Annotated in this window: 13 protein-coding genes; 6 read left to right on the top strand and 7 right to left on the bottom strand. The window is 62.7% G+C overall.

Going from position 1 to position 14,660, the window contains the following annotated elements:
- Positions 1–7: 7 nt before the first annotated feature.
- The 3 genes from M4J39_RS22885 to M4J39_RS02090 form a co-directional block, all read right to left on the bottom strand.
- Complete coding sequence (locus M4J39_RS22885; protein ID WP_251726087.1) at positions 8–376, bottom strand: DUF3253 domain-containing protein; 369 nt, start codon at positions 374–376, stop codon at positions 8–10.
- Positions 373–1,062 (bottom strand): DUF599 domain-containing protein, encoded by a 690-nt coding sequence (locus M4J39_RS02095; protein ID WP_251726086.1) that lies wholly within the window; start codon positions 1,060–1,062, stop codon positions 373–375. The genes M4J39_RS22885 and M4J39_RS02095 overlap by 4 nt, the downstream gene beginning before the upstream one ends.
- Positions 1,063–1,136: 74 nt before the next feature.
- Positions 1,137–3,026: an ABC-F family ATP-binding cassette domain-containing protein gene (locus tag M4J39_RS02090; RefSeq protein WP_251726084.1), complete on the bottom strand. Its 1,890-nt coding sequence runs from the start codon at positions 3,024–3,026 to the stop codon at positions 1,137–1,139.
- A 203-nt stretch (positions 3,027–3,229) separates the two neighbouring features.
- Here M4J39_RS02090 and M4J39_RS02085 point away from each other — a divergent pair, with 203 nt between their 5' ends.
- The 5 genes from M4J39_RS02085 (at position 3,230) to M4J39_RS02065 (ending at position 6,878) form a co-directional block, all read left to right on the top strand.
- Positions 3,230–3,379: a hypothetical protein gene (locus M4J39_RS02085; protein ID WP_251726083.1), complete on the top strand. Its 150-nt coding sequence runs from the start codon at positions 3,230–3,232 to the stop codon at positions 3,377–3,379.
- Complete coding sequence (locus M4J39_RS02080) at positions 3,380–4,834, top strand: hypothetical protein (protein ID WP_251726081.1); 1,455 nt, start codon at positions 3,380–3,382, stop codon at positions 4,832–4,834.
- 104 nt (positions 4,835–4,938) lie between these two features.
- Positions 4,939–5,970: a histone deacetylase family protein gene (locus M4J39_RS02075; RefSeq protein WP_251726079.1), complete on the top strand. Its 1,032-nt coding sequence runs from the start codon at positions 4,939–4,941 to the stop codon at positions 5,968–5,970.
- Between the two features lie 81 nt (positions 5,971–6,051).
- Positions 6,052–6,444 (top strand): VOC family protein, encoded by a 393-nt coding sequence (locus M4J39_RS02070; protein WP_251726077.1) that lies wholly within the window; start codon positions 6,052–6,054, stop codon positions 6,442–6,444.
- A gap of 53 nt (positions 6,445–6,497) precedes the next feature.
- On the top strand, positions 6,498–6,878 hold the full coding sequence (locus M4J39_RS02065; RefSeq protein ID WP_251726075.1) for a VOC family protein: 381 nt from the start codon (positions 6,498–6,500) through the stop codon (positions 6,876–6,878).
- A gap of 2 nt (positions 6,879–6,880) precedes the next feature.
- On the opposite strand, the gene M4J39_RS02060 is transcribed toward M4J39_RS02065, so the two are convergent.
- Both M4J39_RS02060 and M4J39_RS02055 read right to left on the bottom strand, forming a co-directional pair.
- Positions 6,881–7,537, bottom strand: a complete 657-nt coding sequence (locus M4J39_RS02060; protein WP_251726074.1) for a methyltransferase domain-containing protein — start codon at positions 7,535–7,537, stop codon at positions 6,881–6,883.
- Positions 7,534–8,763, bottom strand: a complete 1,230-nt coding sequence (locus tag M4J39_RS02055) for a DUF3419 family protein (protein WP_251726072.1) — start codon at positions 8,761–8,763, stop codon at positions 7,534–7,536. The genes M4J39_RS02060 and M4J39_RS02055 overlap by 4 nt, the downstream gene beginning before the upstream one ends.
- 345 nt (positions 8,764–9,108) lie before the next feature.
- Here M4J39_RS02055 and aspS point away from each other — a divergent pair, with 345 nt between their 5' ends.
- Positions 9,109–10,890 (top strand): aspartate--tRNA ligase, encoded by a 1,782-nt coding sequence (gene aspS / locus M4J39_RS02050; RefSeq protein WP_251726070.1) that lies wholly within the window; start codon positions 9,109–9,111, stop codon positions 10,888–10,890.
- Between the two features lie 83 nt (positions 10,891–10,973).
- On the opposite strand, the gene M4J39_RS02045 is transcribed toward aspS, so the two are convergent.
- Positions 10,974–13,157, bottom strand: coding sequence for a hypothetical protein (locus tag M4J39_RS02045; protein ID WP_251726068.1), 2,184 nt, complete (start codon positions 13,155–13,157; stop codon positions 10,974–10,976).
- A 134-nt stretch (positions 13,158–13,291) separates the two neighbouring features.
- Entirely contained in the window at positions 13,292–14,461 is a 1,170-nt protein-coding gene (locus M4J39_RS02040) for a hypothetical protein (protein WP_251726066.1), read from the bottom strand.
- Positions 14,462–14,660: the final 199 nt, after the last annotated feature.

Genomic DNA, 14,660 nt, shown 5'->3' with positions numbered 1-14,660 from the left:
CGGCTGGTTACGCCTCGTCATCGCCATCAAGAAGAAAGTCGTCATCGAGCAGGTCGTCATCCGTCTTCGACATCTCGTAGACGGGCATCGGTTCTCCCTCGGCCCTGAGGCGGATGCGGTAAAGTCCGCGTACCCGATCGGGATCGACCGGCTTGCCCTTTCTCAGGAGGATGACCTTACCCTCCTTTGCAAGGCGAGCGGCCTCGTCCTTGATCGGCTTCATCAGACGGCGCCATACCTTTTCGTCCTTGCCGGCGATGGCGCGGGCGACGGCGTCCGGGCCGATCGGCTTGCCGGATGGAGACTCGGAAGCCATCAGCAACAGAACGTCGCGGATCTGTCCTGCCTTGACGCGGTGCGGGTCGACGTCGGTCACTCGTATCTCCTCATGGCCTTTACGGCGTTGGAGGTGAACTGGCGGCGGGCAAGCACCACCGCGATGAAGGTCGAACTGGCGATCAGCGGTATCGGTCCGAGAAAGCAGCCGAGATAGCCGATCGACATGAAGAAGGCACGCAGGCCGCGATTGAAGTTGGTGCCGGCCACCACAATGATGGACGAGGCTCGCGCCACCGCCTTGTCCATTTCCTTGGTTTCGGCCTCGGCCGGCGGCGGAAGCGCGCCCAGCAGGATCGAGCCGAAGTTGAACATGCGGTAGGCCCAGCCGAACTTGAAAAAGGCATAGGCGTAGATGCCGAGCAGACCGACCACCTTGTACTCGAATGCCGTCCGATCGGTGGCGGTCAGGTCGGACAGCGCCGAGACGACGCCGACGGCATGATCGACGGAGTTCAGCAGGGTGAACCCGCCGCCAATGGCTAGAAGTGAGGTCGACGCGAAGAAGGCCGTGCCGTTCTGAAGGCCGGCGACAATGGCCGTATCGACCATGCGCAACTCTCGCGTCGCCGTCTGCCGCACCCAGCCGTGACGGCCGATGTTGATGAAGTGAGTGAGCGAGTGCTTGGCCCAGGGACTGTGTTCCGTGAGCCAGGCCTGACCGAACCACATGGCCAGGAACCAGACGAAGGCGGCAATATCGAAAGGCGTGAAGGCGGTCGTCATGGCGGGCTTCCGGATTGACGGGACGGATCGACGATACAGGCTTGCGACCCCTCGCAAAAGCGACCGAATGACGATCAGCCTTCCGCCGCGTCGGCCTCTTCGTACTCGGCCGACAGTGTCAGCCATTCTTCCTCGAACGTGTCGAGGTTACGCACGGCATCCGCTCGCTCCTTGGAGAGCTTGGCGCCTTTGGCCGGATCGCTTGTGAACAAAGCCGGGTCCGCGAGAGCGGCGTCGATGCGGGCGATGAGCTTTCTCGCCTTGTCCATCTCCGCTTCGATGCCCTGAATGCGCTTCCTGAGCGGCGCGAGCTGGGCACGACGCTCTGCCGCGAGGCGACGGCGGTCGGCATTGGTGACCTTTTGCTCGTCGCCTTTCGCCGTCCTGTCGGCATCGACCGGGCCGGACAGGATGAACCGCTTGTAGTCGTCCATGTCGCCGTCAAACGGAGTAATCGTCCCTTTGTCCACCAGCCAGAGCCGATCCATGGTGGCTTCGACCAAGTGCCGGTCGTGGCTGACCAGGATGACGGCGCCTTCGAAATCGTTGAGGGCCTGGATGAGGCTCTCACGGCTGTCGATGTCGAGATGGTTGGTCGGCTCGTCGAGGATCAGCAGGTTCGGGCCGTGGAAGGTGGCGAGGCCGAGAAGAAGGCGTGCCTTCTCGCCACCGGAGAGCTCACGCGCCGGCGTGTCCATCTTGTTGGTATCGAGGCCCATCTGCGCAACCCGCGAGCGCACGCGGGCGTCGGGCGCGTCGGGCATCAGGCGGCGCACATGGGCAACGGCCGACTCGTCGGGGTGCAGTTCGTCGAGCTGGTGCTGGGCGAAGAAGGCGACTTCCAGCTTGCCGGCCTTGACGATGTTGCCGGAGAAGGGTGCCAGTCGATCGGCCAGAGCCTTGGCAAAGGTCGACTTGCCGTTGCCGTTCTTGCCGAGCAGGGCGATGCGGTCATCATCGTCGATGCGCAGCGTCAGGCGCTTCAGCACCGGCTTGTCCGGGTCATAGCCGAGATCGACCTTGTCGTAGGTGACAATGGGTGGCGCCAGCTTGGCCTTCGGGTTGGGAAAGGAGATCTGCTGGACGTGCTCTTCCACCACCTCGGCGATGATGTCGAGCTTTTCCAGCATCTTGATGCGGGACTGCGCCTGCGTCGCCTTGCTGGCCTTGTAGCGGAAGCGGTCGACGAAGGCCTGCAGGTGCTTGCGCCGCGCTTCGATCTTCTCGCGTGCCTTTTCCTGCAGCAGCATCTTCTCCTGCCGCTGGCGCGCAAACGAGGTGTAGCCGCCCTTCCACAGCGTCAGCTTGCCCTCGGAGAGATGGCAGATATGGTCGACGGCACTGTCGAGAAGGTCGCGGTCGTGGCTGATCAGCACCACCGTATAGGGATAGCGCTGGACATAGTTGGTGAGCCAGAGCGTGCCTTCAAGATCGAGGTAGTTGGTCGGCTCGTCGAGCAGCAGCAGATCCGGCTCGGTGAACAGCACGGCGGCCAAAGCCACACGCATGCGCCAACCGCCCGAGAAATCCGCGCAGGGACGGCGCTGGTCGGCGGCATCGAACCCGAGGCCGGACAGGATGGTGGCGGCGCGCGCTTCGGCGGAGTGCGCCTCGATGTCGGCAAGCCTCACCTGAATCTCGGCGATGCGATGCGGATCGGAAGCCGTCTCGGCCTCGGCCATCAAGGCCGTCCGCTCGGTGTCGGCGGCCAGCACGAAATCGATCAGCGGGATATCCGACCCCGGCGCCTCCTGGGCGACGCGGCCGATACGAGCGCCGCGCTTGAGGTCGATCGAGCCGCTCTCGGCCGCAAGATCGCCGGCGACGATATTGAACAGCGTCGTCTTGCCCGTGCCGTTGCGGCCAACGAGACCGACCTTGGCGCCGTCGTGAATGGTGACGGAGGCCCCCTCAATGAGGGTGCGGCCGGCGATGCGATAGGTGAGATCGGATATGATCAACATGGCCCGGCGATTTCGCCCGAACCGCGGGGAAAGGCAAGACACAGCGGAGGAAAATTCGCACGACGATCGCAAGACACGATCGGCAGCCAGCTTCGACCAGCGGCGTGTCGGCGTAGACCGGCATGGTTGTTAGTCCGCACTTGTGATGGTCGAACCGCGCTCCCACTTCGGATCAAGTCATGAGATGGCGTCGGGGGAGCGCTATGCGGAGACGGAATTTGAAGCTCACGGCGGCGATTCTGGCCGCCGCCATCGCTGTAGCAGGCGCCCTCGGCTACCAGGCTCATCATGTTATCGGCTCGGTGCCTTATCTCTTTCGCCGTAACGCCGAACTCAAGGCCGAAGGCTACTAGATGGCCGAGTTCGAGTTCAGAATGCTCGGCATCGTCAAGACATTGTCGGACGGCGACTATCTCGATGCCTACTCGACCTTGCTCCGCCTGCGGCAGCAAATGGAAAGCGGCGACGGTCTGATCAGAATGCCGACCGACGGGTCAGCCAGGGCGCGCTACGAGTTTCTTCTCGCCCGCCAGGACCCAACGACCGGCGCCTTCATGAGCCCGGACTACCCGTTCTTCACGTTTGTCGCACCGACGCTCAACGTGGTCGAAGCACTCGATGGGTTGGCGAAAGAACTCGGGGAACCGTTACGGCTTCGCTATCCTCTTCGCTTCCTGGATGCCATCGCCACACCGGAGGCTCTTCGCGCCTACCTCGACGCCCATCTTTACACCAGCAGGTTCTGGGCGGAGCACCTTCCGGGCCCCGGTGTCTATGGTCCGGGCATTTCGGAACTGGCATATGTCGATCTCTTCGAGACGACCGGCGTCTATCGCTTCACGCCAGCTTGGCACGCTGCGTTTCGTGACTGGCTCGACATTGCGCAGGATCCGAAGTCCGGCATGTGGGGCGCTCGCATGGGCACGCCTCGCGCCTTCGAGACCAAACGCGACGCCAACTCGACTTACCATATTCTGCACTATCTGCTGACCGACGATGGAGCCAACCGCGATCCATCGCATCCGTTACGCCATGCCGATGCGCTGGCCCACAGCCTGATGGAGGCCGTGACGGCGCCCATGCCGGCCGGCGAGGATGAACAGCACGCCTGGAGCCTTGAACAGGCGCAGGCGACGCAACTCCTGACGCGCCGCCTGTGGGGGCACCTCGACGAGGCGGGCAGGGCGGCGGTTCGCTCGGCCCTCGCAGTGGCGCTGACCGAGCGATATCGCCTGTTTGACGCAGAGAAGGGCGGATTTGCAATCTATCCCGGTTCGCCCGCCGACGTCGACGGTACGACAACGGCGCTCGGCCTCATCGAGGCAACAGGCAGCCTGCCGGGAACGCCTGAACGCGTCCGCCTATGGGGTGACATCGCAGTGCCGGCTATGGATAGCATCACGGTCGAGTCGCCGGCGACGATCGAGTTGCCCGATGCCCCGGTCGTCAACTCGTTCCATCTTTACATTGGCTCGGCATTACCGGTTGTCGATGGCGATCGACCCATCGCCGTTCTCTATCCATCCAACAAGGGAGTGGTGCTCGATGCGATCGATCTTAGACAGAGTGTTGGGCGCTTCCTGGCCGGCGCAGGCGCCAGCTTCGGCAACTGGTCGACCACCGACAGCATACGCAGTTCAGTGCTGCGTCCGGACAGCGCGGGGCCCACGGTCCCCGTGCTGAAGGTCGGCCGGACAATTGGCGACGCCATCGGCGATGTCGGCAAAGGCACGTCGGATCTTCTGATCGTCGGCTACGATGTCTTCCAACGGCCTGTCTTTGCCCGTCATTGCCGCGTCGAGAACTGATCTTCGCAGAAGGGATGAGTTTCGCCTTGCCGTTCGCCATCGACCGGCTAGTGTCGGCGTGGAACCGACGGCGGACCCGTTGGTACGTCAAAAAGCCACCGGACATGAAAACCGTCTACTCCTCCCGTCATCGCCTCCACGCCGACAACCAGGAACTCAACGCCGGGGTCATAACGCCCGCCTTCGAGCTGCCGGCGCGCGTCGACTTCATCCTGAAGCGGATCGCGGCGGTCGGTCTTGGCGACGTGATCGAAGCGGTCCCCATCGACGCCGTCGCGGCGGCCTCGAAGGTGCACGATGCCGGCTACCTCCGGTTCTTGGCGGACTTCTGGAAGCTGTGGCTCGCCGAAGGGCGAACAGGCCCGACCATGCCCTACGTCTGGCCGGCCAGAGGCCAGCGCGATATCCGGCCCGAGCACGTCAACGGGCTGATGGGTTATTACTCCTTCGACGGTGGGGGTTCCTTCGTCGAGGGCACCTGGGATGCTGTGCAGTCGGCCGTCTGGTCGGCAGTGGGAGCGGCCGAGCTGATTGGCGGCGGGGAGAGGGCCGCTTATGCGCTTTGCCGGCCGCCAGGCCACCACGCGGGATCCTCGACCATGGGTGGCTATTGCTTCATCAACAATGCGGCAGTCGCAGCGCAGTGGTTTCTCGATCATGGCGCAAAACGCATCACCATTCTCGACGTCGACTATCACCACGGCAACGGCACGCAGGAGATTTTCTACCGGCGCGGCGATGTGCAGATGGTCAACCTCCATGCGGACACGGCCGTCGCCTATCCATTCTTCTCGGGTCGGGCCGACGAAATTGGCGAGGGGGAGGGCGAAGGCTTCACTCTCAACCTGCCCATGCCCTTCGGCACAGCCTGGGATACATGGGGCGCCGCCCTCGATCATGCCTGCCGAGCGATCGAGGCCTTTGGCCCTGATGTCGTCGTGGTATCGCTTGGCCTCGACACCTTCGAAGGCGATCCGATCTCCAAGTTCAAGCTGAAGCGCGGGGACTATCCGAAGATCGGCGCCCGCGTCGCGGCCCTCGGACGGCCGACGCTGTTCGTACAGGAGGGCGGCTATGCGGTCGAGGACATCGGATACAACGCCGTCGGCGTGCTCGCCGGCTTTGAGGACGCGTGACGAGTTGTGTCAGTAGGCACTCCTGACATGGTCTGGCATGGGTGCCGGCTATGTCTGCCGCCATCAACAGTGGAGGCGAAAATGCTGGATCACATGGGCTTTCCGGCCGTCGACTATGAGAAATCGAAGGCATTCTACGACAAGGCTTTGGCACCCCTCGGCATCGAAGTCGTGATGTCCGTCTCGGCCGAGGAGACAGGCGGCGACGCTTTCGCCGGCTACGGCAGCGACGGCAAGCCGGAGTTCTGGGTCGCGACCGGCCGTCCCGCCGGCGAGAAGATGCATTTTCACGTGGCCTTTCTGGCCAAGGACCGGGCCACAGTCGATGCCTTCTACGCCGCGGCCATCGCGGCAGGCGGTCGCGACAACGGCGGACCGGGGCTGCGGCCGCATTACCACCCCAATTATTACGGCGCGTTCGTTCTCGATCCCGACGGCAACAACATTGAGGCTGTCTGCCACAAGCCCGAATGAGTAAAGAGGGGGACGGGCCTCGGCACACTCGTCGCGGCTCGTCCCAAACCATCATGTTCGATCATGTCGATTGTCCGGTAACCGATATCCGACGCTCCATCGCCTTTTACGATGCACTGCTGGCACCGCTTGGCATTTCCAGGCTGATCACGCGCATCGCCCCGAGTTCCGGTGCGGCCTCCAACGCTGGCTATGGCCGGGATGGCCACGCCGGATTCTGGCTGTCGGACGCCACACGCAAGGGACGGCTTCACGTCGGCTTTTCGGCCAAGACGCACGAGGAGGTGGCAGCCTTCCATGCCGCAGGGCTAGCGGCCGGTGGCGAGGACAATGGCGGGCCGGGTTTGCGACCCTATGCGGCGAACTACTTCGCCGCCTATATCATCGATCCCGACGGCCACAACGTCGAAGCCGTATGCCGGGCGGCCGACTAATCTCAGAAGATGCTGCCAAGCTGCGCATAGTCCCGAGCTGGCCGCTCGAAATGGAGTGACCGGCCGCTCGCGTTTGCCAGGCGAGCCATTTCCGCTTCCAGGTCGGCGCGTGGCGTGACGTGGAAAAGGGCCAGCCAGCCATGCAGAAGGCCACGAACCGGAGTTCCCAGTCCTTCGCAGAAACCGAAATCGACGACCGACAGGCGACCGCCAACCTTGAGCAAGGAGAGGCCGTGGGCCAGAGCCGCCGTCCAATCGGGGATCATGGACAGGGTGTAAGAGAAGTAGACGCAATCGAAGCGGGTCACACCGAAGGCCGCTTCCGGATCAAAAACGCAGGCATCACCCTCGGCGAGACGAATATCGAGGCCGGACTTCTCGACGTTGTGGCGGGCCGATTTCAACATCTCGCTGGAGATGTCGAAGCCGTAGAGTCGAGCACCAGGATGACGGCCGCCGGCGGCGACGAGATTGCGGCCCGTGCCGCATCCCATCTCCAGCACGCTGCCGCCCGGCGGAACCGCGAGCCCGGCGATCATGCGATCCCGACCGAGGAGATAGGGCTTGCGTGTCGCGTCGTAGACGTGGCGGGTCAGACGGTACATTCGGTCCATGGCCGCCTTCTGGCCGGCCGTCGTTTCAGGCGTCGACGCGCTCACGCGACATCTCTCACGTAAAGATGGAAACCGCCGTAGATCGAAGACCGATCGCGGGCGACATAGTCCGGCACCGTCGAGGGATCGTAGCTCCAGCGAGATCGGATCGCCGCCGGCAAGGCCGCCTCCAGTGGGCTGTCGAGCCCGGCGGTACGGAATATGACGCGAGCCCCCGAACGAGCCGTACGATCGATCTCAGTCCATAAGGCAACCATCTGGGCCGGTGTCATCCAGTCCTGGGCATCCAGCAGCACGTAGCCGTCGAGGCTCTCGGCCGGCAGGCTGGCGAGTTCGTCGGTCATCGACGCCTGCACGGCCGTGACCCGATCGGCGTTAGCGCGGATGGCGTCATAGGCGTCATGGGTGAGGTAAGACGGCACGGCGCGGCGGCTTTCCCGATCGTAGCGACGCCCGAACGCCTGCCAAGCGAAATAGTTGTCCTCCAGCGGGAAGTCGCAGGCAAGGCGCGACAGGCGCTGCCGCAGCAAACCGGCAAGATCGCCACCGGCGTCCGCCGACAGATAGGCAAACTGGGCCGGCGGGATGCCGAGACCGTAGAGCGACACCGGCATCCGGCATAGCCAGCGAACAAGCCGTGAATCGAAGACCGGGGCCAGATTTTCCTCGAACAGGCGTCGTTGTTCGTCGAGCCCCTTGGCGCTCAACATGAGACGAGGGTTCTTGCCGTAGGCTCGGGCGAGCAGATGCATCATGCCGATGAACCGGCCGAGCAGGCCGTAGCGGTAGATATTGCGTGTGAAGATGGAGATCTGCCGGCGGCCGGTCAGGCCGCGCTTTTCCCAGTAGGCGCGAGCATCCTCCGGAAGATGGTCGCGCAGAAACCGATCGTAGCGAGCGGTGTTCTCCCGCTCGTCGGCATGACCGAAAAAGCGGAAGAAGCTCTCGTGGTTGGGAAGATGATGCGCGGCGGTCAGTTTCAGCTTGAGCAAGGCGATATGAGCGGGGTTGAGATCCACCGCAACGATCTCGGCCGGCGAGGCCGTCAGGTAGTTCATGACGTTGCAGCCGCCGGAGGCGATGGTGATGATGCGCTTGTCCGGTCCGAGTTCGAGCGCCGCCATGTCGACGGCCGGATCCTCCCAGATTTGCGGGTAGACAAGGCCGGAGAAGGCGAAGGTGAACAAGCGTTCGAGAATCCCCTCCCGGCTGGCCAGCTTGTTCGCATGCACCGCGTTCGCAAGAAGGTCCTTGGTCTTTTGCTTGCTCATGGAAAAATCCCTGTCAGCCGGCGAGGGGGGCTTCATGAGTCGCCTTTGTGACCTGCCGTCTGAGCGAAGGCTTTTCCCACAATCGAATGACACTATTCCGACGAAGCCGGCAAAGCACCGAGCGCTGACCCGGCCGGACGCCGTCAACGAGAGTTTCCTTCGAGGCCATCGGGCTGCTGTTCAGCTCGGATAGGCAAGATCGGAGACCGGTGCGGCCTATAAACGGGCGTCAGAATTCTTGACAAATCCGCCCCGCCGTGCGCTTGTCGCGCCCACAGATCCGGCCTCCCCAAGGTGGGAATCCGGAGCCGTTCCCAACGGATTCAACGAGACAGGACGATAACCATGCACGCCTATCGCACCCACACCTGCGGCCAGCTTCGAGCCAGCGACGTCGGGCAGAATGTGCGGCTGTCCGGCTGGGTGCATCGCGTGCGCGATCACGGCGGCCTGCTGTTCATCGACCTGCGCGACCACTACGGCATGACGCAGGTCGTGGTGGATCCCGATAGCGGTTCGTTCAAGCTGGCAGAGACGTTGCGTGCCGAGTGGGTCATCCGCGTCGACTGCCTTGTCCGCGCCCGCACGCCCGAGACCGTCAACGCCAACCTTCCGACCGGTGAAATCGAGGTTTTCGCCAACGAGATCTCGGTGCTCGCCCAGGCCAAGGACCTGCCGCTGCCGGTATTCGGCGAGCCGGACTATCCGGAAGACGTGCGCCTCAAGTACCGCTTCCTCGACCTGCGCCGCGAGACGCTGCACGGCAACATCGTCAAGCGTACGAAGATCATCCGCTCGATGCGCCGCCGCATGGAAGACGCCGGGTTCACCGAGTATTCAACGCCGATTCTGACCGCCTCGTCGCCGGAGGGCGCGCGCGACTTCCTGGTGCCGAGCCGCATCCACGCCGGCAAGTTCTACGCCCTGCCGCAGGCGCCGCAGCAATACAAGCAGCTGCTGATGGTCGCCGGCTTCGACCGCTACTTCCAGATCGCGCCCTGCTTCCGCGACGAGGATCCGCGCGCCGACCGCCTGCCGGGCGAGTTCTACCAGCTCGATCTTGAGATGAGCTTCGTAACGCAGGACGATGTGTTCAACACCATGGAGCCGGTGATCCGGGGCGTCTTCGAGGAGTTCGCGGAAGGCAGGCCGGTCTCCCAGCAGTTCCGCCGCATCAAGTATGACGATGCCATTCGCCTTTATGGCTCCGACAAGCCGGACCTTCGCAACCCGATCGAGATGCAAGCGGTGACCGAGCATTTCGCCGGTTCGGGCTTCAAGGTGTTCGCCCGCATGATCGAGGCCGATCCCAAGACGGAAGTCTGGGCCATTCCGGCCAAGACCGGCGGCAGCCGCGCCTTCTGCGACCGCATGAACTCCTGGGCGCAGGGACAGGGCCAGCCCGGCCTTGGCTATATCTTCTGGCGGTCGGAAAACGGCGCGCTGGAAGGCGCCGGTCCGCTGGCCAAGAACATCGGGCCCGAGCGAACGGAGGCTATCCGCGTTCAGCTCGGCCTCGCCGAAGGTGACGCCGTGTTCTTCGTCGCTGGCGATCCCCAGAAGTTCTACAAGTTCGCCGGCGAAGCTCGCAACCGGGTGGGCTTCGACCTGAACCTCGTCGACACGGAGCGTTTCGAGCTCTGCTGGATCGTCGACTTCCCCTTCTATGAGTGGAACGACGACGAGAAGAAGCTCGATTTCGCGCACAACCCCTTCTCTATGCCGCAGGGCGGCCTCGACGCGCTGAACAATCAGGATCCGCTGACCATCAAGGCTTTCCAGTATGACATGGTCTGCAACGGCTATGAGATGGCGTCGGGGTCGATCCGAAACCAGTCGCCGGAGACCATGGTGAAGGCCTTCGAGCTGGTCGGCACGTCCAAGACCGAGGTCGAGGAGCGCTTCGGCGGCATGTATCGCGCCTTCCAATATGGCGCGCCGCCGCATGGCGGCATGGCGGCCGGTGTCGACCGCGTGGTGATGCTGCTATGTGGCGCGCAGAACCTGCGCGAGATCACGCTGTTCCCGATGAACCAGCGCGCCGAGGATCCGCTGATGGGCGCCCCGTCGGAAGCCTCGAACAAGCAGTTGCGCGAGCTGCATCTCAAGCTGAACCTGCCGAACTGATCGGCAGCATCCGAAACGAAGAAGGCCGGGGAGGCGACTCCCCGGCCTTTTCAATTCCTGTGGTCTAGGTCGCCGATCAAGCGTCACTCGTTGGCGGTCACCCCGACATTCAGCACTCGAATGAGGTCGTTGGGCTTGTCGGTGTCGATCTTCTCCAGCCGGGCAAAGGGAACCGGCTTTTCAGGCGCCACACTGATGGTGATCGACTTCGGATCCCGAATGAAGTCCGAGATTGGCTTCTCGAACCTCGCCTGCAGCTTGGGATCCTCGAGGAAGTTGAGCATCAGCGGCAAGGCACCGGCGGTGTTCTCGCGGAACTTCTCGCCATCCTGCTCCAGTTTTTTCGCCTGCGCCTCGAAGGCTTTCTCGACGATGCCCGCATTGCCATAGGTGACCGAAGCGGACACGAGCGCCGCCTCCTTCATGCGAGCCTCTATCTCGGCCGGCCTGTCCAAGAGAGACAAGGGCAGGCCCTTCAGGTGGACGTCACCGGAAATGACGCCCATGTCGGCGGCCTTGAGGGTCAAATCCTCCAGATGCAGATCGCCTTTGTCGGCATCCCAGGACAACGTCAGACCGCCGGATATGTCGAGGGTTTCGTACCCCATGCCGGTCATTTCGGAAACGACCGTCTCGTCGGACAGCAGGGCCACCGGCAGAGACAGTGAGGTGAACGTGAAATCGCCGCGTTGAGGCAGGGTACCCAGATAATCGCCGCTGGTCAGGGCGAGCGAGTCGAGCCCCACGGAGCCGAGCGGCGACTCGACCGACAGCGCACTGAGTTCGATGAAACCGACGGAGGTGCCGCCGTTGACGATGGCATCGCGCATCGCTTCGCCGGAGGGCTGTCCGCCCTCGGATGCGCTCTGCCCGAGCTTGAGAAGGGAGGCAAGCGAGCCGAAGCGGATATCCTGGAGGGTCAGCAGAGAAAGACCAAACTTCGTGGACGTCTCCTTGGCCGTAGCGCTGATGTCGCGCAAGGTGAACGCACCGATGCCGTTGCCGTTGATGTCGTTGCCATCGAAGCTGTTGATCGCAACGTCGACGCTGTCGTCGTCGGTCTTGACTTCAAGCTTGCTGGCCCGAACGAAATTCACGCCCATCAACTGCGTGTAGTTGGGCAGGACGGTAGAAATGAACGAGAAGGGATCGGCCTCGATCTGCTTGGGATCGTCGAGCGCTTCAAAGATCTGCTTTATCACCGGCTGGTCGGTCTGACGCAGATAAACATTGTTTGCCTCGATGTTGCCGATGCTCGCAGTCGCATTCTCGAATGTCAGGACAAGATTGTTGACGCCATACTGCGAGTAAACGACACGCTCCTTGCCGTCACCGATGCCATCGACATACCTGGAGGGATCGAGCGCTTCAAGCGCCTTGCCAAAGTCCGCGCCGATCACATACGTGCTGTCGATGGTCATCGATTTGAAGGGCGACGTCTCGTCTTTCGGCTTTTGTTCGGCCGAGTTGAGGCCGGCCCTTTCGACGCGACCATCGTGCATTCCCGACAGGTATGACAAGGAGTACGTCGAAACGGAGTCGCCTTCCTTCATTCCGCTTGTCTCGATGCGGACGCTGTTCATCTCGGCCCAGTCGGCTCGGATTCCCATCATCCAGTCGGCATAGCGGAACATGTTCTCGTAGATCGGCCGTCCCGAGGGCAAGCTCTTCGGCGGCGGCGGCAAGACAAGCCTTTCAACAAGAAAAGACTCGGCGGACATCGAATAATCCACTACAGGCGGCTGTGTCTTCTCTTCACCGGCCTCGGCGGTTGCTTCGGGTACGGCCTCTTCTTCGCCCGCCGGATCGGTGGCGCGGCTCTCTTGCATTTTCTTGACGGGTTTCTGTTTCGGAGTCGGCGATGTCTCCGTCTTGCCGATCTCCTCGCTCACGCCCGACTCCAGCGCGACCAAGCCCGGGAACCACTTGCCGACGTCGAAGTGGAGATCGACTGAGTAGTTCGTGGCGCGAACCGCGTGGGCGGCGAAGGCATCGCCCGGCGCAACGCGAGGATCCTCGACGGAGATCTCGTCGAAACGAACGGCGATCAAATCATCATCGAGGTCGCCGATGCTCACGTCAGACAGCGTCACGGTTTGCGTTGCCGGGTCGAAATTGCTCTTGCCAACGGTGACCGGCAGCCCGAAAGCCGTGGAGGCAAGCCACTGCCGCACCAGGGTCTCTCTGGGCGTCTCTGCATGGACAAGCGAAGGGCAAGCAAAGGCGGCAAGCGCCAAAGCCGCCCCAATCGAAGCGCTGGTTCTCATCGACGATCCTCCCGGATACGCGGTATCTGGGCCGGCTTGGCGGCCCGTCTTCTTGCTAGCGAAAAACACAAACAGTCGCGTCGGTGCGTAGCCATGAAAGGGTGACCCGGCCCGTTGGGAGGGCCGGGCCCCGATCAGTTCGCGTCGGTGCCTTCGCCCGCTTCGTCGTCTTCGGTTTCCGGCTGGTTGGCGATCACATCCGCCTTGAGAACGTCAGGCAGCGTCTGGGGAGCGGTCTGCGACGTGGAGAGGAGTTCCATCAGCGCGATCGGCGTTGCCGGCTTGGCGGTGATCGTCAGGTTCTTGGGGTCCTTCAGGAAGGTGGTCACGCCCTGGGCCAGCTTGTCCTGAAAAGGCTGGTTGCCAATCGACGACAGGAGCAGGGGCAGGGCGCCGGTGATCTGCCCCACGAAGGCAGCCGGCTCTTGTCCCATCTGCTTGGCCTGCTCGGCGATGACACGACCGGCCAGCGAGGCGTCGCCGTAGTAGACCGAAGCCTCCTTCAGCGTAACCTTGCCGAAAGCGTCCTGCGGCGGATTGGGCTGCTTGAGTTCCTTGATGACGTCGGCGGTAAGGCCGCCGAAGGTTCCGGCCAGCGTCACGGTGCCGAGGTCGGTTCCATCGACGGTGATCTCGTTCACGACGAGGTCACCGCTCGCTTCGTCGAGTGAACCGGAGCCATAGAATCCCAGGATCAGCTTGTCGTACCCCATGGCCTTCAGCTGGGCGCCAAGTTGCCCGCCGGCATCCATTGCCATCGGATCGACGTCGATCCCTTCGACGGAAATGTCGATGGCATGCGGCACGTCATTGGCAAAATCGGAGAGATCGACGTTGGCGCTGTCGATCGTTACGGGCACCTTACCGTCCTGCGTGATCGAAATATCCATGATGGAGACGGCGTCCATCCGGTTGCCCTCTTCCTTGCCGGTAAAAACGGGCGCGGTAAGCTCGAGGGAGGAAGCGGTAAAGTTGTCGCCCTTGTCGGTCGCGTTGATGTTCTCGGCCAACAAGGAGTCGGCACTCAACGTATCGCCTTCAACAGTGGGATTGGCAAAGGTCAACACTGCAATCTTGGTCTCGCCGCCGTCGGAGGACTTGATCGACACGTTGTTGTAGACGACTCCAGCATCCGACTGGGTCGGCTCTCCCAACGTGAAGGTCGCGCCCTTGTCTTCCGACAGAAGTTTGGTCAGGGCCGCGGTCACCTGCTCGGGCGTCGCCGCCGAGAAGGCAGGCCCCGCGAAGCCTGCGGTCAATGCAACGACAGCCACGGTAAGGGACCAGCGACTGGAAATCGTCATTTCATACTCCCAATAAGTCTTTATCGAAAAAGAGAGATAAGGCACGCTTTTCGAGACCGGCATTGTGGCTAAATGACGGTCGCCGCACAAGCCATGCCTCCGACCAATTTTGGCAGCCACGTCGGTGATCTCGCTCTCTCCAAAGAAAAGAACGGTCCGCTCGGTTTGGGAAACCATTTCTTCATCCAGCCCCAACAAG

Source organism: Pleomorphomonas sp. NRK KF1, assembly GCF_023721755.1.
Taxonomy (GTDB): domain Bacteria; phylum Pseudomonadota; class Alphaproteobacteria; order Rhizobiales; family Pleomorphomonadaceae; genus Pleomorphomonas.
Note: the sequence above shows the minus strand (reverse complement) of the source record. Positions and strands in the feature narration are given on the sequence as shown.

Coding starts and splice junctions, on each gene's coding strand:
- M4J39_RS02095 (WP_251726086.1), bottom strand. CDS start 1,062: ATGACGACCGCCTTCACGCCTTTCGATATTGCCGCCTTCGTCTGGTTC.
- M4J39_RS02090 (WP_251726084.1), bottom strand. CDS start 3,026: ATGTTGATCATATCCGATCTCACCTATCGCATCGCCGGCCGCACCCTC.
- M4J39_RS02085 (WP_251726083.1), top strand. CDS start 3,230: ATGCGGAGACGGAATTTGAAGCTCACGGCGGCGATTCTGGCCGCCGCC.
- M4J39_RS02080 (WP_251726081.1), top strand. CDS start 3,380: ATGGCCGAGTTCGAGTTCAGAATGCTCGGCATCGTCAAGACATTGTCG.
- M4J39_RS02075 (WP_251726079.1), top strand. CDS start 4,939: ATGAAAACCGTCTACTCCTCCCGTCATCGCCTCCACGCCGACAACCAG.
- M4J39_RS02070 (WP_251726077.1), top strand. CDS start 6,052: ATGCTGGATCACATGGGCTTTCCGGCCGTCGACTATGAGAAATCGAAG.
- M4J39_RS02065 (WP_251726075.1), top strand. CDS start 6,498: ATGTTCGATCATGTCGATTGTCCGGTAACCGATATCCGACGCTCCATC.
- M4J39_RS02055 (WP_251726072.1), bottom strand. CDS start 8,763: ATGAGCAAGCAAAAGACCAAGGACCTTCTTGCGAACGCGGTGCATGCG.
- aspS (WP_251726070.1), top strand. CDS start 9,109: ATGCACGCCTATCGCACCCACACCTGCGGCCAGCTTCGAGCCAGCGAC.
- M4J39_RS02045 (WP_251726068.1), bottom strand. CDS start 13,157: ATGAGAACCAGCGCTTCGATTGGGGCGGCTTTGGCGCTTGCCGCCTTT.
- M4J39_RS02040 (WP_251726066.1), bottom strand. CDS start 14,461: ATGACGATTTCCAGTCGCTGGTCCCTTACCGTGGCTGTCGTTGCATTG.